Origin of the sequence: Xylanibacter rarus, from assembly GCF_001275135.1 — a bacterium.
In the GTDB taxonomy this organism is placed as follows: Bacteria; Bacteroidota; Bacteroidia; order Bacteroidales; family Bacteroidaceae; genus Prevotella; species Prevotella rara.
Window position 1 is genome coordinate 58,987 of record NZ_LFQU01000012.1, and the last position, 26,273, is coordinate 85,259.

The window sequence follows — 26,273 nt, forward strand, 5'->3', positions numbered from 1 at the left end:
AATTAATAGTTAAATTCTCCAAATTCAGATTTAATGGTCAGACTCTTTTCTCCTTCTTCGATATGTCCGATAATCTGAGCGTCTATATTGAAACTCTTACTTATATTAATTACTTTTTCTGCAAATTCGGGTTTTATATATATCTCCATTCTGTGTCCCATATTGAACACTTTATACATTTCCTTCCAGTCAGTCTGACTTTCCTCTCTAATCATTTTGAAAAGAGGTGGAACCGGGAACATGTTGTCTTTGATAACCTTGCAATTGTCATTTACGAAGTGTAGCACTTTTGTTTGTGCTCCGCCTGTACAATGTACCATACCATGTATTTCCGGACGTAATTCGTCAAGAATGCGTTTAATAACTGGTGCGTATGTACGGGTAGGAGAGAGGACTAGCTGACCTGCATTTACAGGTACATCTGCTAATTTGTCGTCCAGGTGATAATGACCACTATAAACAAGTTCGTCAGGAACTGCATGATCGTAACTTTCTGGATATTTTTCTGCAAGATATTTAGCAAACACGTCATGGCGTGCACTAGTCAGACCATTGCTGCCCATACCTCCGTTGTAGCTTGTTTCGTATGTTGCCTGGCCAAATGAGGCTAGTCCGACAATGACATCGCCTGGTTGAATGTTGGCGTTGTTGATTACGTCGCTACGTTTCATTCTACATGTAACAGTAGAGTCGACGATAATTGTTCTTACTAAATCGCCAACATCAGCTGTTTCACCTCCCGTTGCGTAAATGCCAATGCCCATTTCTCGCATGCTGGCTAAAAGTTCGTCAGTGCCATTAATAATAGCAGATATGACTTCTCCTGGTACCAGCATTTTATTTCGTCCGATTGTGCTTGAAACAAGTATGTTATCTACAGCTCCAACACAAAGCAGGTCGTCCGTATTCATAATTAGTGCATCTTGTGCAATGCCTTTCCATACACTTAAGTCACCGGTCTCTTTCCAATACATATAAGCCAATGACGACTTAGTACCTGCGCCATCTGCATGCATAATATTACAATATTCAGGATCGCCTCCTAGAATGTCTGGTATTATTTTACAAAATGCCTGTGGAAAGATACCCTTATCTATGTTCTTTATTGCGTTGTGTACATCTTCTTTTGCTGCAGAAACACCACGCATCATGTAGCGGTTGTGTAAATCCATTTTAAATATATTTTTATGTATATGGAACAAAAATTACGTCTTATTCTTTATTATGCCAAAATTCCCAACTTGCAAATGCCTGTAATAAAAGCATTTCTAATCCATTTTTTACAGTGGCACCATGTTGGGCTCCTTTTTTCATGAAAAGAGTTTCATCGGGATTATAGAGCAAGTCATAAAGGATGTTCTTGCTTGTCATTGCCTCATATGGCAATTGAGGACACTCGTCTATATGCGGATACATTCCGCATGGAGTGCAATTAACAATAACATTGTACTCCTGAATTATGTCAGGGGTGATTTGTGAATATTGTATCGTTCCAGGACGTTCAAATCTGCTTACGAATACTGTTTCAAGACCTAGTGATTTTAAACCGAAGTTTATAGCTTTAGATGCCCCTCCTGTTCCTAATATTAATGCTTTTTTATGAAATCTTTCAAGCAAGGGCTCAATGCTTTTTGTAAAACCAATGACATCGCTGTTAAAGCCTTTCAGATAAGTATCATTACCTTTGTGGTCAACGCGTATAACATTTACTGCTCCTATAGCTCTTGCTTCGGGGCTTATGGAGTCAAGATAACTGATAACTTTTTCTTTATATGGTATTGTGACATTAAGGCCTTTCAGTTCCGGGTTAGAAGCTAAAATTTCCGGAAGGGAGTCGAGTGTCGGAATCTCAAAGTTGATATATTCAGCATTAATTCCTTCATTTTCAAATTTTTCGTTGAAATAACTTTTTGAAAATGAATGACCTAATGGGTAACCTATTAATCCATATTTATCCATAGACTTATATTTATTTAGTTGCAAAATAACAAGTGCAAATGCCGAAGGTTAAACGTTTGAATGTAGCTTCAGTAAACCCGGCTTTTTTTATGATATCTGTCATCACTTCACCTTGTGGAAATGCTTCTATTGTTGTTGTTAAATAACGATACGCATTTTTGTCTTTAGAAACAAGTTTTCCATATAGCGGTAGTACGGAATGAGAGTATATCCAAAATAATTGTTTCATTGGGAAACTTACTGGCTGGCTAAGCTCCAGAATACTTACGTGTCCTCCCTTTTTCAATACTCTGCACATCTCCTTTAAACTAGCATCAAGATTTTGAAAATTTCTGATTCCAAATGCGGTTATTATTGCGTCGAATGTATTGTCTGCGTAAGAGAGATGTTCGCAGTCTTCCTTTTCAAAGCTTATGATTTCGCTCAGTCTCTCATTCTTAACTTTCTCTTGACCAATACGCATCATGCCTTCTGATATATCAATGCCAATGACCTTTTCAGGGGATAACTCCTTGGCTGATTTTATCGCAAAATCACCTGTCCCTGTCGCAACATCTAGTATTTTAAGAGGTTTAAAGGGCTTAAGCTGTTTTATGGCCGTATTTCTCCAAAGATAGTCAATGCCAAGTGACAGCCTGTGATTAAGCAGATCATACGAATGAGCTATGGTATCAAACATTGTTTCAACCTGCTTACTCTTTTCTTCCCCGTTATTATATGGCGTTATACGTTCCTGTTTGTAGGTCATTTTTATCTGATTTATAAAAAGGCATGATGCTATAGAGGTATTTTGTCAATATGAATTATTATCTGTTTTTCAGATAATTCTTCACATTGTTTTCGATTCGTGCTGCAATATCACCATCTTCAGCAGCTTTGTCGAATTTATCACCGGTAATGTTCTCGAACAATTCAATGTAACGTTCGCTTACACTTTCGGCATATTCGTCTGTTATTTCTGGCATTGTCTGTCCAGGCTCATTCATGAAGTTGTGTTCAATAAGCCATTGACGTACAAATTCTTTAGATAATTGGCGTTGCGGCTCACCTTTCTCAAATTTCTCCTCATAACCGTCTGCATAGAAATAACGGCTGCTGTCTGGAGTATGTACTTCGTCAATAAGATAAACTTTACCGTCTCTTTTTCCAAATTCGTATTTAGTATCAACGAGGATAAGACCATGTTCAGCTGCAATTTCTTGTCCGCGTGCAAAAATCTTACGTGTATAGTCCTCCATTACCTCGTAATCTTCTTTACTTACAATGCCTTGAGCGATTATTTCTTCTTTGGAAATATTCATGTCATGACCTTCGTCAGCCTTTGTTGTAGGTGTTATTATTGGTTCGGGGAAACGCTGATTCTCTTTCATTCCATCGGGCAGTTTAACACCACAAATTTCACGACATCCCTTTTGATACTCACGCCATGCCGAACCTGTCAGAATTGAACGTATAATCATTTCAACGCGGAATCCTTCGCATTTCAGACCAACTGTAACCATTGGATCGGGAGTGGCAAGTTTCCAGTTTGGACAAATGTCCTTTGTCTGATCCAGAAATTTTGATGCGATCTGGTTAAGAACCTGACCCTTAAAAGGTATTCCTTTAGGCAGAATAACGTCGAAAGCTGAAATTCTGTCTGTGGCAATCATTACGATAATGTCGTCGTTAATGTTGTAAACATCGCGTACCTTACCATGATATACGCTTTTTTGTCCATCAAAATGGAAATCTGTTCTTGTAAGTGCTTTCATTCTTGTTGATTTATTGTAAAACCTTTTCTACTTGTTCTTTATTTCTTTATCTCTTTCATATGCATTGACTATTCGTGTGACAAGCTTATGTCTTACGATATCCTTTTCATTCATATTTATAAAAGAGATTCCTTCAATGCCATTTAATACACGTATAGCTTCTCGTAGCCCACTAGTCGTTCCATGCGGTAAGTCAACCTGAGTAAGGTCGCCTGTTATGATCATTTTTGCATTCCATCCAAGTCGGGTTAAAAACATACGTATTTGAGCAGATGTTGTATTTTGTGCCTCGTCGAGAATTATTACAGCATCACTGAGTGTTCGTCCACGCATAAATGCCAATGGTGCAATCTGGATGATATGTTTTTCAATCATGTCCTGTAATTTAACTGCAGGAATCATGTCTTCAAGTGCATCATAAAGGGGCTGCAGATATGGGTCGATTTTGTCTTTCATGTCACCTGGCAGAAAGCCTAACTTTTCTCCAGCCTCAACAGCCGGACGACTTAATATTATTTTTTTTGTCGCTTTCTCTTTGAGGGCTTTTACTGCAAGAGCTATACTTAAATATGTTTTGCCCGTGCCGGCAGGACCGACTGCGAACAGCATGTCATTGTTGTTGTACGCATCAATCAGTTTCTGCTGATTGGCACTTCTGCTTTTTATTGGTTTTCCAGAGATGTTATATACTACAACATCACTTGATGTGTCATCGTTAATCTTCCCGCCCTTAATTATGTTGATTAAATTATCTTCATTAATCGAGTTGTATTTTAAGACGTGCTTGCGTATTTTCTCAATGTTTTCTTCAAAGTTTGCCATTTGCTCTTCGTCTCCTAATACGCGTAGGACATTATCACGTGCAACTATCCTGAGCTTTGGGTATAGTGCCTTGATTATTTGCAAATGCGTATTGTTGACTCCGTATAATATTACAGGGTCAATATCCTCAAGTACAATGTGCTTCTCGATCAATTTTATTCGAATTTAATATTATTGTGCAAAATTACAGAAACTTTTTCAATATATCATCGTTTTTCTTATCTTTTTTCTATTCTTGGGCTGATAGCGTATAGGTGTGAGAATGTTATGATTGTATCGCTATGTTGTATTTATTGATAAAAGGCTTTTGTCATATAAGGGATAGATTTCATTTAAATTTGTTTTTTCTCTCCATATGTCTTAGTGATATAATCTTGAATGGATGCCATGGCCATGGCATTGATATGAGTTGAAGATATATTTAAAAGTCTATGTATTTTGTTTGTTGCAAGAAATATTTTGTTTTGATGATATTGTTTTTAATTGGATTTTCCAATAAAAAATGTTGCTATTTTGTCATGGATAAAATTATGTTAATTGTTGACGTCCTTTCTGTATGCAATAAACATATTTATTTTGTATTTACATATACTTACATTATCTTTGCATCGTTTTATTTAAATTTAAATTATGTATATTATTGGACAGTTTTATCAGCGTGCAGTTTCGTTTGGCTTATGCCTCGTCTCGTTTTGTTGTTTATCTTATGGTAATAATGATAGCTATTCTCTCAGATTTGCGGATAGGGAGGAAGCAAATAATGTGTTGGCTGTTTCTAAGGGGTATGTAGAACGTCTTGGGAAATTCGACTTGGAGGCTCGTGTGGGTAAAAAGAATGCTACTCATGACGATATGGTGGACATGATAAGACGAGAGACTAGAGATTTTACAGATATAGAAAAGGATTCTGTTGTTAAAGCTTTTGCAATATTGGATGATGCTATTGCTCGAAAGGGCTTGAAGCTTCCTATCCCCCAAGAAGTACTGCTTATAAAACAACGATGAAAGAGGAGGGAGGTGCAGCAGCGTATACTCGAGGCGAGGTAGTCTGTTTAGGTGAAGGCCTTTTGAAAAAAGTTAATACCAAAAGGCTTGCTAAGCTGTTGGCTCATGAGTTGTTTCATGTGATGACACGAAATAATATTGATTTTAGAAAGTCAATGTATAAAATAATAGGATTCAGTATATTGGATAAAGAAATAAAGTTTTCTGACGATGTGACCGAACGATTTATATCTAATCCGGATGTGAATCATTATGATAGCTATGCCATGTTAAGTGTCGATGGAAAACAACAGCCATGCACAATGGTTATTTGTTCTGATCGTGATTATGCCGGAGGATCTTTTTTTGATTATGTGCACATCGGATTGGTTCCGCTTGACGATAAATTTTCTCCGGTAATGAAGGATGGAAAGATGTTGATGTATAAATTGGATGATGCATCCGATTTTTATGATAAGGTAGGAAGAAATACAGGGTATGTTATAAATCCGGAAGAATGTTTGGCAGATAACTTCTCGATAGCCTTGTGTGGAGATGTTAAAGAATTGCCAAATCCAGAAATTATCAATGAAATTGTTTCAACAATTCGAAATTTTAATGTTGATTGATACAAAAAGATGTGAGTCTTTTTTTGTTTCTATGTTGAATAAATAAAGAACGTATGAAAATAACAAAAAATAGGTATTTGATGAGTTTTGTGGCCATAGTTTTGATTTTGGCTATGATACGTCTGATTTTTCCTGATGTCGCAAAAGATAAAAATGTAAATAGGCCTGTTGTCGTGAATGATGCTTTAAACGATTCTGGCATTAATACTTTGGGTAAAAAAGATAGTGTAGGTGATGGGGAGCACGTGGTTTCTTCAATATTTAAGTTGACGTCTTTCTATAATGCAGAAGGAACACAGGTACGTAATCGTATAAATAGTGTGCCTGGTTTTAGTCGTACATTCCCTGACAATAATGACGTGCAGCTAGTTTCTGCCAATAAGTATGGAGTAAAACCTGTTGAAAATAGAGAAGATGCAGAAAATAGAAAAAAAGAACTTGTTTTTGTTGGTGCAAATCCTTATTATTTTATAGATCCTTTGCGCAGTAGTATTCCGTATTTGGTTCCACGTGCAGCTGTCCTACTCAATGATATTGGTAGGGCGTATTATGATAGCCTAAGAATAAAAAATATACCATTGCATCAAATAATTGTAACGAGTGTTCTCCGGTCAAAAGAAGATGTGATGAAACTTCGGAATTACAATGGAAATGCAACGGAAAATTCATGTCATTTGTATGGTACAACTTTTGATGTATGTTATAATCGCTATAAAACTATTAATAAACTAGATGGAAGCAAAGGCCGAATGGTAAGAAATGATACGCTTAAGTGGGTGTTAAGTGAGGTCTTGCGTGATATGCGTGAGAATAATCGGTGTTATGTTAAGTATGAGGTTAAACAGGGCTGCTTCCATATTACAGTTAGATAATGCTTAAAACTTGACTCCATAAAGGAGCGTTTATAATATATAATAAGGTGTAAAAAAGTTTTTTTGAATTAAATGAAAAAAAACTCCAGAAAAATTTGCAGGGATAAAAATAAATGCATACCTTTGCATCGCATTTGAGCGAGAATGCTTCGGTACAATAAACCGGAAAGGAAGTTTGGGTGAGTGGCTGAAACCAGCAGTTTGCTAAACTGCCGTGCGAGTTTATCGTACCGGGGGTTCGAATCCCCCAGCTTCCGCTGTGATTTAAGGTGGATTCATCTAATGGTTAGGATACAAGATTCTCAATCTTGGCATAGGGGTTCGATTCCCCTATCCACTACGAAAGTTTAAATGCATTTGAAAGGAAGAAACATTATGATTGTTTTCTTCCTTTTATTTTTTTGTAACAATCCCTTTGGAAATTTATAAAATTGTGTTTAATCGTTAGTTTAAGTTGGTCGTAGAAATCTTGTTGGATATCTGTGTGCCTGTGCAATCCTAAAGAGAAAGACTTTTGTCCGTTGTTTCATGAATATTTGCTTTGAAAAGTTTGGCTTTAGCATCAAATTATTTTGATGGCGTATTGGGGCAGTAGGAATTTGATGGGGATATCCTTAGGGCTTTGCGATTCTAAAGAGGAAAAACTTTTTATCTGTCACTCCATGAAGATTAGCTCTGAAAAGTTTGATTTTTGCATTGAATAATTCAGCAGCTGCATTCGTGGAACGATTGTTATAAAATTTCAATATTTCATCATTATACTCATAAGAGAAAGGTTGCCTTTTCCTGATATGTTTTGGTTTGAATATATTGATTAAAATTAATGTGTGTATTTGTTGTCTGCAATAGTACTCGCTATTGGTCGGCTAAATGCAAATGTAAGTTTGTCGTTTGGAGAAAAATGAAAGAGGGTGTGTCAAAACTCATTTTTTGAAAACGTGAACTTATAATTTGAAATTTGAGTATTCTAAAAGGCTAAAGAAAGGGCCGTATCATTACTCAATACAGAGTTTAATACGACCCTTTTAAATATTACAGTTATAATCTGTAACTTTGAGGAGTAGTCCTTTTAATTTTGACACACCCTCTTTCATTTTTTTTCTTCTATCTGATTTCAGATGAAATTGCTTTGTTATATGTGATAGTCTTTGTTCTTTCTTTATTGCCTGTCGTGTTGGGTGATAAATTCTTCTGCGCGCTTTAAATCTTCGGGGGTATCAATTCCTATGGTTTCAACGTGGGTAATGCCTACTTTTATGCGGTATCCATTTTGAAGCCATCTGAGTTGTTCCAAACTTTCAGCAAGCTCTAGGCTTGATTGTGGTAATTTTGTTATTTCTGACAAGACATTAGCCCTGTATGCATAAAGTCCAATATGCTTTAAATATGTGAATTTGTTTATCCAATTTGATTTTTCTTCTCCGCGTATATAGGGTATTATATTCCTGCTAAAATACATGGCAAAGCCATTGTTGTCGCAAATGAGTTTCGGGGAATTAGGATTCTCTAAATCATTTATAGAGTCTTTTTCAGTAAATGGTCTGCCTAAAGTTGCAATCATAGTTTCTGGGTCATCGAAACATCTACATATTGTTTCTATTTGGGTCTTGTGAATAAATGGCTCATCACCTTGGATGTTGATTATGACGTCAAATTTTTTTTCTATAATATTTACTGCTTCTTCTATTCTGTCAGTCCCACTTTTGTGATTAGGGGATGTCATAATAGCATTTCCTCCAAAGCTTTCCACCGCGTCCTTAATCCTTTCGTCGTCAGTGGCGACGTATACGTCGTCAAGCACTTTTGAAACTTTTTCGTAAACATGTTGAATTACGGGTTTTCCGCCTAAAATGGCTAACGGTTTTCCGGGAAAGCGTGTTGACGAATATCTTGCTGGTATGATTCCTACAAAGTTCATAGTATTTCTGTTTTAATATTTTTGCAAAGATACTAATATTTATCAATAAATATATTCGTAAAACCGATTTTAAAAAAATAATTTTGCAGTATGGTTATTTTTTATTACTTTTGGTGATAAATTTAAAAAGAAAAATCGTGAAGAACTATATATTGCTTTTATTTTGTGCTGCTTTGCCTCTAATATGTAGTGCGCAAAAGATAACATTAGGCTCATGTGAGACTAAAGATGGTGGAACATACCAGGGTGAAATGGCTTCTGGAAAACCTCATGGGAAAGGTAAAACTGTTTATAAAAACGGGGATACTTATGAAGGTGAATATGTGAAAGGAAAGCGTCAAGGATATGGAGTTTATACTTTTTCTGATGGGGAGAAGTATGAAGGAGAATGGTTCCAAGATCAGCAACACGGTAGAGGGACATATCATTTTATGAATAATAACAAATATGTTGGACTATGGTTTCGTGATTATCAGCAGGGTCATGGCGTAATGTGGTATTACAACGGTGACAAATATGACGGCGATTGGTATCAAGATAAACGTACCGGAAAAGGAACATACACTTATAGCGGTGGTGCCTATTATACTGGTGAATGGAAAGATGACAAGAAAACGGGTAAAGGATTCTTTGATTGGGGCGATGGGACAACATATGATGGTATGTGGCTAGATAATTTGCGCTCAGGAAAAGGAACCAATCATTATGCTGATGGAGATGTATATATCGGTGATTGGCTAGATGATGTTCAAAATGGGAAAGGTATATATAAGTTCCAAAATGGCGATATGTACGAGGGTGATTATGTTAGAGGAAAACGTACGGGTGAAGGTATTTTTACTTTTGCTAATGGCGATAAATATACCGGACATTTTACAGAAGGAGATAAGGACGGCCATGGAGTCTTACGTTGGAAAAACGGTGATGTATATAATGGATATTGGAAGGCTGACAAACAAAACGGTCTAGGTAAGTTAACGAAAAAAAATGGAGATGTCTTTGAAGGTAATTTTAAAGACGGCGTTTTTGATGGTGAAATTATAATACATTTCTCAGACGGAAGTAAATTCAAGGGTATTTATCGTCGCGGTAAAAGAAATGGTCGAGCTTTAGAGGTCGATAAGGACGGACGGCGTTTTGAAGGTTCTTATAAAGATGATAAGCGTGATGGTAAATATGTTGAGAAAGACAAAAATGGTAACATCGTTTCTCAAGGTATGTATATTTTAGGAAATAAGGTTCAATAATTAATTAAAATAATATTTATGGTTATAGATACATTGGAAAATTTAGAGAAATATGTTTCTTTAAATCCATTATTTAATGATGTAGTTGATTTTTTGAAATCAAATGATTTAAATAAATTAAGTGAAGGAAAACATCTGATTAAAGGCACAGATTTATTCGTAAATATACAAGTGGCAAAAGGTAAATCATGTGAAAGTGCTTTGCTGGAAACTCATAAGAAAATGATTGATATCCAGATACCTTTAAGTACGTCAGAGACGTATGGATATACTCCATTAAAGGATTTGCCTGAAGCAGAATATAATGAAGAAAAAGATATAACAAAATACGAAGGAGCTGCTGCTACGTACGTTACCTGTAAGCCCGGCGAGTTTGCTATATTTTTCCCTCAAGACGGTCATGCTCCTTGTATTTCTGAACAGGCAGAAATAAAGAAGGCCATATTTAAAGTCTTAGCATAATTTTGCTGAGAGTATCAAACAATAATGTTATTATAAAAAGTTTTTAAGGAGGTATCATGGTTACCAGAAAAGCCCAATCATTAAATAATAAGGCTAAAACGGATAGTAAAGCGGCAAATGAGCCGAAACATATTGGCTTAGTTGTTAATGATGGTTATCTCGCGCCTTATGAAGATGCCATAAGAGGGCGGCATGATCATGCCTTGTGGAAATTAGGCCAGCTGACTCGTAATGGTAAAATATCATTAGAGGATTTTGCCAGTGGGTACGATTATTATGGCTTGCATAAATTATCAAGAGGCTGGGTCTTTAGAGAGTGGGCGCCTAATGCGACAGAAATTTATCTTGTCGGCGATTTCAATAATTGGCAAGAGACAGAAAAGTATAAAGCCAAGCGTATAGAAGGAACCGGAAACTGGGAATTGAAAATCTCAGAGAAAGGTATGAAGCATGGTGATTTATACAAAATGCATGTTTATTGGAATGGAGGGTCTGGAGAACGTATCCCGGCATGGTCTCAGCGAGTTGTGCAGGATGAAGAAACAAAAATATTCTCAGCCCAAGTCTGGAATCCTGAAAAGCCTTATGTGTGGAGGAAAAAGAAGTTTAAACCAAATAAGAGTCCGCTTCTGATATATGAGTGCCATATAGGAATGTCGCAAGATGCGGAAAAGGTTGGTACTTATACTGAATTTAAGGAGAATGTGTTGCCGAGAATAATTGAGGATGGTTATAATTGTATACAAATTATGGCAATACAAGAGCATCCTTATTATGGTTCTTTCGGTTATCATGTAAGTAGCTTCTTTGCTGCTTCAAGCAGATTTGGTACTCCTGAAGAACTAAAGTCTCTTATTGATGAAGCTCATCGCAACGGCATAGCAGTGATTATGGATATTGTTCATAGTCATGCTGTTAAGAATGAAGTTGAGGGATTGGGTAATTTAGCAGGTGATCCTAACCAATATTTTTATCCAGGTGACAGGCATGAGCATCCCGCATGGGATAGCTTGTGTTTTGACTATGGTAAGGATGAGGTTATGCATTTCTTGTTGAGCAATTGTAAATATTGGCTTAAGGAATTCCATTTTGACGGCTTCCGTTTTGATGGCGTTACTTCTATGCTTTACTATAGTCATGGTTTAGGAGAGGCTTTCTGTAATTATGGTGATTATTTCAACGGGCATGAAGATGATAATGCAATATGTTATCTTACTATTGCTAATAAACTAATTCATGAAATTAATCCTAATGCAATAACAATTGCAGAGGAAGTAAGCGGTATGCCGGGGCTTGCAGCTAAGTTTGAGGATGGCGGATACGGCTTTGACTATAGGATGGCAATGAATATTCCTGACTATTGGATAAAGACGATAAAGGAGCAAAGTGACGAAAACTGGAAGCCTAGCAGTATTTTCTGGGAAGTAAAGAACAGGCGTCCGGATGAAAAGACTATAAGTTATTGTGAAAGTCACGATCAGGCTTTGGTTGGTGATAAAACAATTGTTTTTCGTCTTATTGATGCGGATATGTATTGGCATTTCAAAAAAGGCGACGAAAATGAGGTCGTTCATCGTGGAATAGCTTTGCATAAAATGATACGTTTAGTAACTGCTGCTGCAATTAATGGCGGATACCTTAACTTTATGGGAAATGAGTTTGGGCATCCTGAATGGATAGACTTTCCTAGAGAGGGTAATGGTTGGAGCTACAAATACGCAAGAAGACAATGGAATTTGGTAGACAATAAAGATTTGTGCTATCATTATCTGGGTGATTTTGACCGTGAAATGCTTAGCGTTATCAAGAGTGTGCGTAATTTCCAACGGACGAACGTACAGGAGATTTGGCATAATGATGGTGACCAGATATTGGCTTTTATGCGTGGCGATTTGATATTTGTGTTTAATTTTAATCCTACACGATCCTTTACTGATTACGGATTCTTGGTTCCTACAGGATCTTATGATGTTGTATTGAATACTGACGCTAAAAAGTTTGGTGGAAATGGACTTGCTGATGACAGTATGACTCATATGACAAACTTTGATCCTCTTTATGTAAAAGATCATAAGGAATGGTTAAAACTTTATATCCCTGCTCGTTCAGCCGTGGTCTTAAAGAAAAATTAATATGACACAAGAAGTCAAGGCAAACAATAGCACATTAGTTAATTCTGTATGTGCTATTGTTTTCATATTATTTACTTTTGTATATTTATATTTCTTCCAGTCTGATATTATTGCTATGGAGCAACATGTCTTGTCTGGAGGCATTACTCATTACAACAAAACCATAGGTGCGGTATTGCTGACTGTGGTACTGTTTCTTGTCAAACTTGGCGTGAGTAAGTTAACGAGGTTTGATGGATGGATTAATATTCTGAATTATTTGCCATCATTAATGTTTCTCGCTGTTCTGACATCCGGGAATCAGGATTTCGATGTTAGTTTATTTCCAACCAATGTTATAGTAATCGTATGCATTGTTATAATATTGTATGCAATTTTTGCTGTTTTGTCTAGACAGAAGTCAATATTCTATATTGATACGTCTTATACAGGAAGTTTGACCGGAGGTTTGTGGAAGAGTCTTTTGGCTTTGTCTGCTATGTTGTTGATGGTATGTGCTTTGGGAAATACAAATGAGATTTTTCATTATCGTTTAAGGATAGAGCATTTATTAGAGTCAAATGATTATGATAATGCTTTGAGCGTAGGCGAGAAGTCTGATGATACGGATCCTGATTTAACTATGTTGAGAATTTACGCTTTGTCGCGTACAAAGCAATTGGGTGAACGTTTGTTTGAGTATCCTATACCTAAAGGCGGTTCTGATATATTATTGCCTGATGGGGTGAATGTCAAATGTATGATGTTTCCTGAAACAGAGATATTCAAGCAGCTTGGTATACGAAAGATGGGAAAGATGAAGCCTCTTGAGTATCTGTTGTATCTGGAAAATCATGGTCTGGCAATGAAGTCTGTAACAGACTATATATTATGTGGTTATTTGTTAGATAAAAATTTAGATGGATTTGTGAACATAATTAAAAACAAATATAATCTAAGCTCACCTGCTTTGCCAAAGCATTATAGAGAAGCGCTCACATTGTATACACACCTAAGGTCGAATCCTGTTTTGGTCTTTCATAGCGAGATAATGGATGCTGACTATGCGGATTTTCAAAAACTTGAAGAAAAGTACAATAACAAGTCAGAGCGTTTTTCTTATGTTAAAGACACTTATGGAGAAACATATTGGTTTTATTACTTTTACCAATAAATTTCACTTGGAGAAGATGACCATCGTAAATGAAAACAGAAGGATACAGCATGAAAAATGTATCCTTCTGTTTTTTTGTTTATATAATTATTTAGTTTTAATTTTTGTTATAACAACTTTTATGCTGTCTGCTTGAAGTCTTGCCTTTAGCCAATCTGTGATTTTGCTCCTTTCGAGTTCTTTCATATTGGCTTTTGCTTTAACGCCAATAACGGCCAATGTGTAATGTTTAACCTTTAATGAATCTGTGTTTACATAACTGGCATTAGACAGGCTTATGTCGTCAACGTTGTCGAATAATGACTTAATTTCCTTTGCTACTGCAGGTGCCATAATGTCATATTTTGTATATTGGTCAAGGCTTTTCTGAAGTTCAGATATTTTTGCTGTTTCTTCACGAACCATATCTGAGTAGTTATCGTTAGATGTTCGCATATTTGTCAGTCTGTTGTTGAGCATCATTAATGATGTTGACTCAGAGCCTTGTATTACCTCAAGTTTATACTGCCGGATATTATAATTCTGCATTTCTTTCTCAGCTTTTGCAATAGCACTGTCTGACAGTTCCTTTCCTACGGCGACAACACGTAATGTGAGACTGTCGTTGTTGGCTTCATATGAAATAATCCTTGTGCCAGTACTGTCTAATTGTTCTTTTACAAATTTGCTGAGATTGCTTTTAAATACACTTGTTTTTACAATACTGTATGTCATGAAGCCTGCCGGTATCATTGTGGCAACCACAATGATAATAATGTATTTCTTTACTGTAGTTTGTCTTTCATGGTCGACAAATTGTTTTTCCTTGAATTTAAGCATTCTTACGCCAATATATGTGGCGAGGGCAATGAATACCGTATTAATAAAAAACAGATAGAAAGCGCCAAGAAAATAGAAAATGTTACCTGTGGCTATTCCAAAGCCGGCTGTGCAGAGCGGCGGCATCAAGGCTGTAGCAATTGCGACTCCTGGCAGCACATTTCCTTTCCCCTTTGTGGCCAGGGCTACAATGCCGGCTGCACCACCGCATAATGCTATAAGTACATCGTATAGTGTGGGGGATGTGCGGGCTAAGAGCTCCGACTGGGCTTCGTCAAGTGGTGTCAGTAAGAAATAAAGTGTTGCAGTACATACACTTATTATTGTTGCCACGAGATAGTTCTTAAGTGACCGCTTTAGTAATTCAAAATCGTTTATACCAACTGCTAATCCCATTCCGATTATAGGTCCCATAAGTGGTGATATCAGCATGGCGCCGATTATTACTGCGGTAGAATTCACGTTGAGGCCCAATGATGCTATGAATATTGCAAAAACCAGAACCCACAGATTGGCCCCGTGAAATGATACTCCATTACTTATGGCCTTGATTGTATTTTCTTCATCCTCTTTGTCGGGCATGGCATTAAAATACTTTTTTAAAAAAAGCCATGATGCTTACAGACATCTTTTTTACGAATGATGTTTGTGAATCAGTCAGTTTTTCTTTTGTCATATTTTACGAGATTTAAGTTTTAACTATTATAGTGTTTTGGTTGTATAGGTAAACAAAGTTAAGTATTTTTATCCAATTATAGATGCTTTTTGTGAATAAATGTATAATTATGTCTAATATTTTTTATTATGTAATATCGTTTACGGTTTGCATGCCAAAGGCTGAAATGGAGAGATTGTTGTATTTTGGCATTATATTATAAATAATTTGCTGTCAGTGTGCAGTAAAATAATATTACAATATTAAATTGAAAAATAGATATTTTCTTGATGTCACACAGCATGAATCATGCTGAATGTTATAGCTTTTGCGGTGAAAGTAGTTGTTCTGTTTTATAAAACCAATGCTTTTAATCAATAAAAGCATTGGTTTTGGAGACAAATTCTTATGGTTTTGTCTCCAAAAACATGCGTATTTTAGCTGGATTTTATATGTAAGACATTATCTTGAATTGCATTATTGATATAATAATTCAGCTTAAAGTGTTGATTATGAGTAGATTACGTCTTTGGTGCGTTTTTGATGTTATTTTCTCATAATTCTTGATCTTTTATGGAAATACTTTACGCATAAAGCCTTAAATTTCTGAATTTTGTAAAGAAAGATGAAAGTGTGCAATTAATTTGTTCGCATTTTAGCGATAAGGTTATTGCTGATTATATTTGTTATTTTTACCCCAAAGTTGTCCTTGATATATATTATTCTTCTTTAGATAGTTGACAAACTTATTTGTAAATTCGTAATTTTTTAATCCCCAGTCTGGCGCTATCAGCAAATCTTTAGGAGATTGTGATGTGAATCTGTCTATTATTATATTACTTCGAAGATGTTGTATATATTTTGCAAGCAATTCTATGTATTCGTCTACGTCATAGGTGTGGATTCCTCCTTGGTAGTAATCGTTTTCAAGTTTTGTTCCCCGTATTATCTGCAACTGATGTATTTTGATTATGTTTAAGCTTGTTTGGGATATAAGTGATGCTTGTTTTATATTTTCATTTGTATCTTCTCCAGGAAGTCCTAATATTATATGCCCTCCGGTTATTATGCCTCTTGAAGTCGTTTCCTCAATTGCATTTCTTGAACATTCAAAAGTGTGTCCTCTGTTTATGCGTTTAAGTGTATCGTTGTTGGCTGATTCAATGCCGTATTCAACAATAACAAACGTTTGCCGTGAAAGGCTTTGAAGGTAATCAAGTATTTCGCTGTTAATACAGTCTGGTCGAGTGCCAATAACAATGCCTACGATATCCTCTGTATTTAGCGCTTCTTCATACAACCTTTTAAGCTGCTCTATATTCCCATACGTGTTTGTGTATGCCTGAAAGTATGCCAAATAGCGCATTTCGGGATATTTGTTGCGAAAAAACATCTTTCCTTTTTCAAGCTGCTCCTTAATAGTTTTGTTCTTGTCGCAATAAGCAGGATTGAATGTGCTGTTGTTGCAAAAGGCACATCCGCCGTAGCTGATTCTGCCGTCCCGGTTGGGGCATGAGAAACCTGCATCAACAGAAATCTTTTGTATTTTGAACGGGAAAATAGATCTTATCCAGCTGCCAAAATCATTATAAGGTAATGTCGTTTTTTTATTTAAATCTTGCATTGTATAATTACGCTTAAATTTTTGCCATACGGCATTAATATCTTTTAAATCAATTGAGATGCAAATGTAGTGAAAATTATGTATCTTTGTGCTCAAAATAATTTATAAAATACAATGAAAAGACTTTTTATTATGTGTGCGGCTTTATTGTTTGCTGCTAGTAATATGATTTCTGGAAATCTGCTTTCTTTAAAAGATGTTGCAGGCAAAACTTTTGCTGCTGAATATCTTAGTGCTGTCAGCCCCATGTCCGACGGAGACTGCTATGCTATGATAAGCAAGGACGGGAAGAGAATAATAAAATATTCTTATAAGACTGGAAAGCAAGTAAGTGTGTTGTTTGACGTAAACAATACTGTCGGTGAAAAAATTGACAAGCTTGAAAATTATATAATGAGCCCTGACGGGAAGAAGATGTTGGTTCAGACTAACTCTAAGAAGATTTATCGCAGGTCTTATACAGCTGATTATTATATTTATAATATTGCAGACCGTAAGTTGGAAAAACTTTCGGATAACGGCCAGCAGCAGTCGCCTGTATGGTCGCCGGATGGAATGAAAGTAGCTTTTGTACGTGACAATAATATTTATCTTGTTAAGCTGCTTTATGGCAATTCGGAGAGTCAGGTTACCAAAGACGGCAAGCGTAATGAGGTTATTAATGGAGTGCCGGATTGGGTTTATGAAGAAGAGTTCGGATTTAATTCTGCACTTACATTTAATGCCGACGGAAGTATGCTTTGCTGGATTCGTTTTGATGAAAAGGATGTGCCTACATATTCTTTACAAATGTTTAAAGGGCTTGAGCCGGAAATGACAGAGTATTCAGAGTATCCAGGGCTATATTCGTATAAATATCCAAAAGCAGGCCAGAAAAATTCAACTGTTTCTGTTCTGAGCTATGATATTCAGTCACGTCAGACACGCACCATGCAGCTGCAGATGGACAAAGACGGATATATACCCCGTATAAAGGCAACTTCAGATCCGCAAAAGATAATTGTTTACACAATGAACAGACATCAGGATCAGCTCTGTCTGTATGGGGCTAATCCGAGAAGTACAGTATGCAAGTTGCTGATAAAGGAATCTGTGCCAAAGTATGTGAAAGAAGAAGCAATGGCTAATATATTGATTTCTTCTAATCATATATTAATGCCAAGTGACCGAAATGGTTATATGCAATTATATCTTTACAATATGAACGGGCAGTTGCTGCGTAAGGTGACTGACGGCCAGTATGATGTAACGGATGTTTATGGATACGATGAGCAGACCGGTGCTACATACTATCAGGCTGCAGGCAAAAATCCTATGAATCGTGAGGTTTATGTTACTTATAAAAATGGCAAGACTGAATGTCTGACTTCACGCGATGGTTGGAATATAGCTGTGTTTAGTGCTGATTATAAATATTTTGTAAATCAGTGGAGCGACAGAAATACACCATATGAATATGGTATCTTTAATAATTCAGGCAAAGAAACCGTATCATTGATTACTAATAGCGAGTTGAAGAAAACTCTTGCTGAATATGATTTGCCTTCAAAAGAATTTTTTAGCTTTAAGACATCTGAAGGTGTTCAGCTGAATGGTGTTATGATTAAACCTGCTAATTTTGATGCAAGTAAGAAATATCCTGTAATTATGTGGCAATATAGTGGTCCCGGCAGTCAACAGGTTGTCAACTCATGGAATATAGGTTCAATGGGGCAGGGCGCTTTGCTTGACCAATATTTGGTGCAGCAAGGATTTATTCTTGTCTGTGTTGACGGCAGAGGTACAGGAGCGCGTGGTGCTGATTTCGAAAAATGTACTTATTTGAAAATCGGTGATCTTGAATCTAAAGACCAGGTTGAAACTGCCATATATTTAGGCTCATTGCCTTATGTTGATAAAAATAATATCGGTATATGGGGATGGAGCTTTGGTGGATTCAATACATTAATGAGCATGAGTGAAGGACGTAAAGTCTTCAAGGCAGGAGTTGCTGTTGCACCTCCTACAGACTGGAGATTTTATGATACGGTTTATACTGAGAGATATATGCGTACTCCAAAAGAGAATCCTTCTGGATATGATGTAAATCCGATTAAGCGTGCTGCAAACCTGCATGGCGAACTGCTTATTTGTCAAGGCTTGGCTGATGACAATGTTCATCCACAGAATGTGTTTGAATATACAGAGGCACTCGTACAGGCAGACAAAGACTTTAAGATGAATGTTTACACAAACCGTAATCATAGTATATACGGAGGTAATACGCGTAATCATATCTACAGGCAGATAGCTCAGTTCTTCATCAAAAATCTCAAATGAGAATAAATGTATGAATATAATAAACTAAAATAAAACTATATCGTATGAACTTTTTGAAAAACTTTAGGGTATTATCTTTATTTATGTTTGCAATGCCGTTGTCAGCGATGGCAGATAATGTTACTGTGACAGTTACAAATCCATATGACGTTCAGCGTCAAGAGCTTATAGAGGTTGAGCTCAAAGATGTTTATTCGAAATTAGGAATAAAGAATGGGGAAAGTTTTATTGTAAAGAATGCATTGGGACAGCAGGTAGCGTACCAGATTTCATATGACGGAAAGTTGTTGATTGATGCCAGTGTGCGACCTGCAGGGTCAGCAGATTTTACTATTACTCCAGGAACTCCTAAAGAAATGAAGACCATTGTTTGTGGTAAGCAATATCCCGAGCGTGTAGATGACATTGCATGGGAAAATGACCGTACTGCTTATCGTGCTTATGGTCCTGCCTTACAGCGTACAGGCGAAAAGGCTTTTGGAATAGATGTCTGGGTTAAAAATACGCCGGATTTGGAGGTTGATAAGAGGTATGTAACAGAACTTTCAAACCATGCTAAGATTGAAGAGTTAAAAAAAGCAGGAAAGACAGAAGAAGCTCATGAAATGGAAGAGGCAACAACATATCACTTTGACCATGGATACGGACTTGACTGCTATAAGGTTGGTCCGACGTTGGGTTGTGGCGCTCCTGCGCTTTTGTCTGGAGGGGAGATGGTCTTACCTTATTGTTATAAGACATATAAAATATTGGATAATGGACCTTTGCGCTTTACAGTCCAGCTTGATTACAACCCATTTTCTATAGGAGGTGACAAGAATGTTGTTGAACATCGTATTATAAGCCTTGATAAAGGTAGCAACTATAATAAAATGACCGTATGGTACGAAGGACTTACTAAGCCTTGTGATATGGTGGCTGGAGTTGTACTTCATAGTGAAGACACTAAGAGTGTAGCTTGTGGAGATAATTATGTGCTTTATGCAGATCCTACAGATAATCCGGCAAAACAAAATTTCCAGATTTATGTTGGCGTGTTGTTCCCTAATGGTGTTAAGGCAACAAAAAAATGATGTATGATAATCCTGTTAATGGAAATGCCGGACATGGAGTAGGGCTTATTACATATCAGCCAAATGAGAAATATACATATTATTTCGGCTCTGCATGGAGTAAGAATGATGTTCGCACATTTAATGAATGGAACTTACGTTCTAAAGAGTACCTGAAAGCACTTCATTCACCATTAAAGGTGACTGTTAAATAAAATTATCATTTTAATAACCAATCTTGTTAAATTAAATCTGATATTATGAAAAAACTCTTATTAGGAGATGAGGCTATTGCGCAAGGCGCGATAGACGCAGGTCTTAGTGGGGTGTATGCCTATCCTGGTACACCTTCTACAGAAATAACAGAGTATATTCAGAATTCTAAAACGGCAAAGGAGCGCAACATCCATCGCAGATGGTCGTCAAACGAGAAGACTGCTATGGAGGAGGCACTCGGTATGTCGTTTATGGGAAAGCGTGCTCTTGTTTGTATGAAGCATGTGGGTCTTAATGTTTGTGCCGACCCATTTGTCAATTCTGCTATGACTGGAGTTAATGGAGGAGTAGTCGTATTGGTTGCTGATGATCCTTCAATGCACTCTTCTCAAAATGAACAAGATAGCAGGTTCTATGCTAAGTTTGCCATGATTCCATGTTTTGAACCGAGCAGCCAGCAAGAGGCATATGACATGGTAAGGTATGCCTTTGATTATAGTGAGAAAATACATCTTCCTATTCTTATGCGAGTTACAACCAGAATGGCTCATAGTCGTGCGGTTGTTGAGATCTGTGATAATTCAAGAGAGCAGAATAATATCAATTATGATTCCAAGGCTGCTGATTGGATTTTATTGCCAGCTATGGCACGCAGGAAGAATGATATAGTTACTTCGATGCAGCCAGAACTGGAAAATGACGCTAAGAATAGTAAGTATAATCAATATATTGATGGCAGTGATAAGTCTTTAGGAATAATTGCAAGCGGAATTGCTATAAATTATTTGAATGAATGTTATCCTCAGGGATGTCCTAATCCTGTAATAAAAATAAGTCAATATCCATTGCCAAAGGATTTGATAAGACAGATGACTTCTGCGTGCGATTCTGTATTGGTTATTGAAGAGGGGCAGCCTTTCATTGAAGACATGCTTCGCGGCATAATGCCTGGCGATGCAACAATAAAGGGTCGTCTTACCGGTGAACTTCCGCGTACAGGAGAATTAAATCCTGATCTTGTAAAGAAGGCTTTAGGTCTTCCTGTTGATGAATGTTATGCTCCAAGTGAAAATGTAACACCTCGTCCACCTGCATTGTGTCAGGGATGTGGCCATAGAGATGTCTATTCTGCTCTTAATGAAGTTTTGAAAGATTATGAAAATGCAAGAGTCTTCGGTGATATCGGATGTTATACGTTAGGAGCTCTGCCGCCATTTAGAGCTTTGCATTCAACAGTAGACATGGGTGCAAGTATAACAATGGCTAAAGGTGCAGCAGATGCCGGCTTATGGCCAGCAGTAGCCGTTATAGGCGATTCAACATTTACGCACTCTGGCATGACAGGCTTGCTTGATGCGATTAACGAAAATGCAGATATTACGGTCATTATTAGTGACAATCTTACAACAGCCATGACTGGTGGGCAAGATTCTGCCGGAACGAATAAGCTGGAAGCTATATGCAAAGGCTTAGGACTGAATAATGAACATTTAAGAACAGTTGTTCCTCTTCCAAAGAATATGCCTGAAATAACAAACATGCTGAGAGAGGAAATTAATTATCATGGCTTGAGTGTAATTATACCATGTCGTGAATGTATGCAGACATTGCAGAGACATTTAAGAGAAAAAAAGTTAAACGCAAATCAATCAAAATGAAAACAGATATAATACTTTGCGGTGTAGGAGGACAGGGTATTCTTTCAATCGCAACAATTATTGGTGAAGCTGCAATAAAGGACGGACTTTATATTAAGCAGGCAGAGGTTCACGGAATGTCACAACGCGGTGGCGACGTGCAGAGTAACTTGCGTATATCTTCTGAACCAATTAATAGTGATTTGATTGCAGAAGGTCAGGCTGACGTTATTATATCAATGGAACCAATGGAGGCATTACGATATCTTCCATATCTTAATAAGAAAACGGGATGGATTATAACGTCAAGTGTTCCTTTTGTCAATATTCCTAATTATCCTGATATGGATAAAATAAAGGAGGAATATTCAAAACTGAATAATGTTGTTTTCATTGATATCGAGCAGTTGGCAAAGGATAATAATGTGCCGCGTTCTGCTAATATGATATTATTAGGAGCTGCTCAGAAGTCATTGGGTATAGGATACGAAGAGATAAAGGCTGCTTTGGGCAGAGTGTTTGCACGTAAAGGCGAAGAGGTCGTTAATGCGAATATTAAAGCTCTTAATATCGGAATAAGTGAAAGTAAATAGAATTTCAAATTATCTGAAATATGAAAAATACACCAATAGACAAGGTTCTTGTTGATAATACAATAAGAAGTTTGGGCATACAGGACTTCGAAAAGGCTACGATACGTGAGGTAAAGTCTGTTGCTGCTTCTGTAGAAAAGGAGTCTGGTGTGGAATTCATTAAGCTTGAAATGGGTATACCTGGCTTGCCTGCATCTGAAGTAGGTGTTAAGGCACAAATCGAAGCTTTAAAAAATGGTATTGCACACACATATCCTGATATTCAGGGATACCCTGAATTGAAAAAACAGGCATCACGTTTTGTCAAAGCTTTTATCGGCATAGATATTATGCCGGAATGCTGTGTTCCTGTATGTGGTAGTATGCAAGGTACGTTTGCAGCTTTCCTGACATGTTCACAATGTGACCCAAAGAAAGACACCGTATTATTTATTGACCCGGGATTTCCTGTTCAGAAGATGCAATTGCAGGTCATGGGTGTCAAATATGAAACTTTTGATGTCTATGATTTTAGAGGTGATAAACTTGCTCAAAAATTAGAGGGATATTTATCTAAGGGTAATATTTGTGCAATAGTATATAGCAACCCGAATAATCCATCTTGGATTTGTTTTAATGATGACGAATTGCGTATTATTGGTCAGCTTGCAACTAAATATGATACAATAATAATGGAAGACTTGGCTTACTTTGCCATGGATTTCCGTAAGCAGTTAAGTGTACCGTTTGAGCCTCCTTATCAGGCAACGGTTGCAAGATATACGGATAACTATATGCTTTTTATAAGTGGAAGTAAAGCGTTTAGTTATGCAGGTGAACGAATTGGAGTGACATGTATCAGTAACAAGTTGTTCCATCGTCATTATGATAATCTTGGTGCAAGATATGAAGGACTCTCCTTTGGTTATGTCTTTTCTACAAGAATGCTTTATGCATTATCTTCAGGAACAAGTCATAGCGCACAATATGCGATGGCAGGGATGTTTAAAGCAGCATGTGATGGCGAATATGATTTCAGAAAGGATATAAGTATTTATGGTGAAAGAGCTCATAAACTGAAAAAAATATTTACAGATCACGGCTTTTACATTGTATATGATAAAGATCTAAGTGAACCTATAGCTGATGGCTTTTATTTCACTGTTGGTTACCCAGGTATGACTGGTGGGCAATTGGCTCATGAACTTATGTATTATGGCGTTAGTGCTATATGTTTAGTAACAACAGGTAGTTGTCAAAATGGTTTGCGTGTTTGCACTTCATTTATTGAAGACAGACAATTGAAAGATTTAGAACGTAGAATGGCTATCTTTGAAGAGAATAATGCCGTGTAATTTCGCGTAAATTTTGATGCATCAGCCTTTCAAGTTTTGTATATTAATACATATTTGAAAGGCTGATATTATTCAATATTGCGACAAGAATATATGTGTAAAAGCGTGAATTAAGTGAATGTTACTTACCGATGCAATATATGTTATGAAACCGCAATTTATTGATAATCAGATGTGTCTTTTGCAATTTTTCATGCTGGGGGACAAACGAGGGACAAAAATTTCGGCACAATCTGCAAAGAAAATACTAATACAATTTCATTTTTGAAAATCCATGGCTACGTTGGCAGTAAAATCTCCTTGTCCCTCAGTGTCCCTTGTGTTTCTGCTTGCTACTTTCTTTTAGTACCTCTTTTTTATCTTTGTCCCCAGGGACGGTAATTTTGTCCCCGGAGGGACAGTTTGTAAGCGACCGGTGAATACCGTATTGATTTAACAGAGAATATTACTATTTGGTCCGACTAGTTCCAACTTGTATAAAGTTGGCTCAAGTCGGACCTAGTTTGTACTACTTGTTACCGATTTGGTTTTCCTTTGCCCAGGCTCTGGGCAGGATACCTGCGAGGTCCTTGCCGTCGCGTTGCCAGTAGGGCAGTTTGGTGAGAACGTCCTCCATCCATGTCCTCGGGTCAACCCCTGCAGCCCTGCAGGTGCCTATGAGGGAGTATACGATGGCTGCCCGATATGCAGAGGCGTCGTTGCCACAGAAGAGATAGTTCTTCCTGCCGAGTGCCAGTGGCCTGACGGCATTCTCGATGAGGTTGTTGTCGATGTTGATCCTGCCGTCGTTCACGTAGCGTGACAGCCGGGGAAGAAGACTGTAGGCATAGGCAAGGGCCTCTCCGAGCCTGCTCTTGGGCAGGACCTTCGCATAGGTTTCCTCTATCCACTTCTCGAACATCAGGATTGTGGGATAGGATATCTTCCGGCGTTGTTCCATGCGTTCTTCCGCGCTCAGGCCTTTGTCGTCCGCATCGCTCTCGACCTTGTACAGTTTTCTTATGAAGAGTATGCCCTCCATGGCAAGCCGCTCGTCCTCTTTCAGCGAGTCGACGAACTTTCTACGGACATGCGCCCAGCAGCCGTGCACGGTTATCCCGGGCATCCTTTCAAACTGGTCATACGCCTCATAGCCGTCGCATTGCACGTTACCCCGGTATCCGCCCAGGATTTCACGGGCGACGTGATGGCCACGGCTGCCCCTGTCATAGTAGAACATGACATCCCCTGTGACCGCGTCCCTGACGCACCACTCGTAACCCTTTCTGGCCTTGTGTTTCTCGTTGTCGATTACCGGTATCACGCTCTCGTCGATCTGGACGTATTCGCTTGAGAGTATCTGGCGCCGCAGGATGTCGTACAGGAGCTTGAGCTTCTCCACTGCCGCCTCATACCATCCTCCCATCGTGGAGTCGCTTACCGTTATCCCGGACTCCCTGTACTGCTGTATCAGGCGGTAGAACGGAAGGTGGTAGACGAACTTTCCCACTATGATGTCAGACAGGACAGATGCCCCTGCCATACATCTGGCTACAGGCGCGAGGGGACGTTCCGGTGAGAGTATCTCCCTGTCTTCAGGTCGATTTGTCTCGATGTCCGATTTGAGGATGACCTTGTGGAAGACATCCTTGTGGATGTATACATCTGCCGGCTTCTTCTCGAGACGGGAGGACTCGTCTGTGCCTATCTCGACATATTCAGCCCTGAGGTTGCCGTTTCCGTCAAGGACACCGTCCGGATAGATATGGAAGACCTTCTCCAGAAGGCCGGTGGTGTCAAGAGGCCTGCGGGAAGGCTTGGCTTTTACAGTTATCGTCTTTGTGATTGTCTTTTCCGCTTCTTCGACCTCCCTGTCAAGCTGGGCGCGTTCCTCGTCGGTGAGATGTTTCTCCTCGAACAGTGACAGCTGGGCCGGATTGACAGGAAGGGTCTTCTCGCTCATCTGGCCGAAGACCTTCTTGCGGAGCCACAGAAGCTTGTCCTGGAGATCCCGGATCATGCAGTCCTTTTCAGCAATGGCCATGCGGAGATTTTCCACCTCCGCAAGTGCTGCCGCCAGCTGTTCCTCGACTGTCATAACTACCTGTTTCAT

22 protein-coding genes, 2 tRNA genes and 1 pseudogene are annotated in these 26,273 nt (G+C 37.9%); 15 read left to right on the forward strand and 10 right to left on the reverse strand.

Going from position 1 to position 26,273, the window contains the following annotated elements; translation table 11 throughout:
• Positions 1-2 precede the first annotated feature (2 nt).
• The 5 genes from ACU52_RS07580 to ACU52_RS07600 are packed head-to-tail and all read right to left on the reverse strand — an operon-like array spanning position 3 to position 4,688.
• Positions 3-1,172: an AIR synthase-related protein gene (locus ACU52_RS07580; protein ID WP_053398377.1), complete on the reverse strand. Its 1,170-nt coding sequence runs from the start codon at positions 1,170-1,172 to the stop codon at positions 3-5.
• A 40-nt stretch (positions 1,173-1,212) separates the two neighbouring features.
• The gene (locus tag ACU52_RS07585) at positions 1,213-1,959 is read right to left on the reverse strand and encodes a shikimate dehydrogenase family protein (protein WP_053398350.1); all 747 of its coding nucleotides are present in this window, start codon (positions 1,957-1,959) and stop codon (positions 1,213-1,215) included.
• Between the two features lie 10 nt (positions 1,960-1,969).
• Entirely contained in the window at positions 1,970-2,707 is a 738-nt protein-coding gene (ubiE, locus tag ACU52_RS07590; RefSeq protein ID WP_021854309.1) for a bifunctional demethylmenaquinone methyltransferase/2-methoxy-6-polyprenyl-1,4-benzoquinol methylase UbiE, read from the reverse strand.
• A gap of 58 nt (positions 2,708-2,765) precedes the next feature.
• Positions 2,766-3,713, reverse strand: coding sequence for a phosphoribosylaminoimidazolesuccinocarboxamide synthase (locus tag ACU52_RS07595; RefSeq protein ID WP_021854310.1), 948 nt, complete (start codon positions 3,711-3,713; stop codon positions 2,766-2,768).
• Positions 3,714-3,740: 27 nt separating this feature from the next.
• Positions 3,741-4,688 carry a PhoH family protein gene (locus ACU52_RS07600; RefSeq protein WP_021854311.1) on the reverse strand — a complete coding sequence of 316 codons (948 nt, stop codon included), beginning with the start codon at positions 4,686-4,688 and terminating at the stop codon, positions 3,741-3,743.
• A gap of 477 nt (positions 4,689-5,165) precedes the next feature.
• Here ACU52_RS07600 and ACU52_RS07605 point away from each other — a divergent pair, with 477 nt between their 5' ends.
• The 5 genes from ACU52_RS07605 to ACU52_RS07625 all read left to right on the forward strand — a co-directional run bounded on the left by ACU52_RS07605 (position 5,166) and on the right by ACU52_RS07625 (position 7,360).
• A complete protein-coding gene (locus ACU52_RS07605) occupies positions 5,166-5,540 on the forward strand; it encodes a hypothetical protein (RefSeq protein ID WP_053398351.1) in 375 nt (124 codons plus the stop codon).
• Positions 5,537-6,148 carry an eCIS core domain-containing protein gene (locus tag ACU52_RS07610; protein ID WP_053398352.1) on the forward strand — a complete coding sequence of 204 codons (612 nt, stop codon included), beginning with the start codon at positions 5,537-5,539 and terminating at the stop codon, positions 6,146-6,148. The genes ACU52_RS07605 and ACU52_RS07610 overlap by 4 nt, the downstream gene beginning before the upstream one ends.
• Positions 6,149-6,201: 53 nt before the next feature.
• Positions 6,202-7,020, forward strand: a complete 819-nt coding sequence (locus tag ACU52_RS07615) for a DUF5715 family protein (RefSeq protein WP_053398353.1) — start codon at positions 6,202-6,204, stop codon at positions 7,018-7,020.
• Positions 7,021-7,189: 169 nt separating this feature from the next.
• Positions 7,190-7,277, forward strand: a tRNA-Ser gene (locus tag ACU52_RS07620).
• A gap of 11 nt (positions 7,278-7,288) precedes the next feature.
• Positions 7,289-7,360: transfer RNA gene (locus tag ACU52_RS07625), tRNA-Glu, on the forward strand.
• 274 nt (positions 7,361-7,634) lie between these two features.
• On the opposite strand, the pseudogene ACU52_RS14730 reads toward ACU52_RS07625, so the two are convergent.
• Together ACU52_RS14730 and kdsB are read right to left on the reverse strand one after the other, a co-directional pair.
• Positions 7,635-7,787, reverse strand: a pseudogene (locus ACU52_RS14730) (transposase); the annotation flags it as partial.
• A gap of 392 nt (positions 7,788-8,179) precedes the next feature.
• Positions 8,180-8,938, reverse strand: a complete 759-nt coding sequence (kdsB, locus tag ACU52_RS07630) for a 3-deoxy-manno-octulosonate cytidylyltransferase (protein ID WP_053398354.1) — start codon at positions 8,936-8,938, stop codon at positions 8,180-8,182.
• A 137-nt stretch (positions 8,939-9,075) separates the two neighbouring features.
• Here kdsB and ACU52_RS07635 point away from each other — a divergent pair, with 137 nt between their 5' ends.
• The 4 genes from ACU52_RS07635 to ACU52_RS07650 are packed head-to-tail and all read left to right on the forward strand — an operon-like array spanning position 9,076 to position 13,932.
• On the forward strand, positions 9,076-10,185 hold the full coding sequence (locus ACU52_RS07635; RefSeq protein WP_053398378.1) for an MORN repeat-containing protein: 1,110 nt from the start codon (positions 9,076-9,078) through the stop codon (positions 10,183-10,185).
• 18 nt (positions 10,186-10,203) lie between these two features.
• Complete coding sequence (locus tag ACU52_RS07640; RefSeq protein ID WP_053398355.1) at positions 10,204-10,647, forward strand: NanQ anomerase/TabA/YiaL family protein; 444 nt, start codon at positions 10,204-10,206, stop codon at positions 10,645-10,647.
• A 56-nt stretch (positions 10,648-10,703) separates the two neighbouring features.
• A complete protein-coding gene (locus ACU52_RS07645; RefSeq protein ID WP_053398356.1) occupies positions 10,704-12,779 on the forward strand; it encodes an alpha amylase C-terminal domain-containing protein in 2,076 nt (691 codons plus the stop codon).
• Between the two features lies 1 nt (position 12,780).
• On the forward strand, positions 12,781-13,932 hold the full coding sequence (locus tag ACU52_RS07650; RefSeq protein WP_053398357.1) for a DUF6057 family protein: 1,152 nt from the start codon (positions 12,781-12,783) through the stop codon (positions 13,930-13,932).
• 87 nt (positions 13,933-14,019) lie between these two features.
• On the opposite strand, the gene ACU52_RS07655 is transcribed toward ACU52_RS07650, so the two are convergent.
• Both ACU52_RS07655 and ACU52_RS07660 read right to left on the reverse strand, forming a co-directional pair.
• Positions 14,020-15,333, reverse strand: coding sequence for a TIGR00341 family protein (locus ACU52_RS07655; protein WP_053398358.1), 1,314 nt, complete (start codon positions 15,331-15,333; stop codon positions 14,020-14,022).
• 740 nt (positions 15,334-16,073) lie between these two features.
• On the reverse strand, positions 16,074-17,030 hold the full coding sequence (locus ACU52_RS07660; protein ID WP_053398359.1) for a tRNA modification radical SAM protein MnmL/YtqA: 957 nt from the start codon (positions 17,028-17,030) through the stop codon (positions 16,074-16,076).
• Positions 17,031-17,144: 114 nt separating this feature from the next.
• Between ACU52_RS07660 and ACU52_RS07665 the strand changes: the two genes are divergently transcribed.
• The 6 genes from ACU52_RS07665 to ACU52_RS07685 are packed head-to-tail and all read left to right on the forward strand — an operon-like array spanning position 17,145 to position 24,181.
• The gene (locus ACU52_RS07665; protein WP_053398360.1) at positions 17,145-19,349 is read left to right on the forward strand and encodes a S9 family peptidase; all 2,205 of its coding nucleotides are present in this window, start codon (positions 17,145-17,147) and stop codon (positions 19,347-19,349) included.
• A gap of 44 nt (positions 19,350-19,393) precedes the next feature.
• A complete protein-coding gene (locus ACU52_RS07670) occupies positions 19,394-20,422 on the forward strand; it encodes a DUF4861 domain-containing protein (RefSeq protein WP_262503058.1) in 1,029 nt (342 codons plus the stop codon).
• Positions 20,422-20,616, forward strand: coding sequence for a DUF4861 family protein (locus ACU52_RS15730; protein ID WP_262503059.1), 195 nt, complete (start codon positions 20,422-20,424; stop codon positions 20,614-20,616). Before ACU52_RS07670 ends, ACU52_RS15730 begins: the two co-directional genes overlap by 1 nt.
• A gap of 45 nt (positions 20,617-20,661) precedes the next feature.
• Positions 20,662-22,275, forward strand: coding sequence for a thiamine pyrophosphate-dependent enzyme (locus tag ACU52_RS07675; protein WP_053398361.1), 1,614 nt, complete (start codon positions 20,662-20,664; stop codon positions 22,273-22,275).
• On the forward strand, positions 22,272-22,847 hold the full coding sequence (locus tag ACU52_RS07680) for an indolepyruvate oxidoreductase subunit beta (protein ID WP_021854324.1): 576 nt from the start codon (positions 22,272-22,274) through the stop codon (positions 22,845-22,847). Before ACU52_RS07675 ends, ACU52_RS07680 begins: the two co-directional genes overlap by 4 nt.
• 20 nt (positions 22,848-22,867) lie before the next feature.
• The gene (locus tag ACU52_RS07685; protein ID WP_053398362.1) at positions 22,868-24,181 is read left to right on the forward strand and encodes an aminotransferase class I/II-fold pyridoxal phosphate-dependent enzyme; all 1,314 of its coding nucleotides are present in this window, start codon (positions 22,868-22,870) and stop codon (positions 24,179-24,181) included.
• Between the two features lie 508 nt (positions 24,182-24,689).
• Here the strand turns inward: ACU52_RS07685 and tnpC are convergent.
• On the reverse strand, positions 24,690-26,258 hold the full coding sequence (gene tnpC / locus ACU52_RS07690; RefSeq protein ID WP_162207757.1) for an IS66 family transposase: 1,569 nt from the start codon (positions 26,256-26,258) through the stop codon (positions 24,690-24,692).
• Positions 26,259-26,273 lie beyond the last annotated feature (15 nt).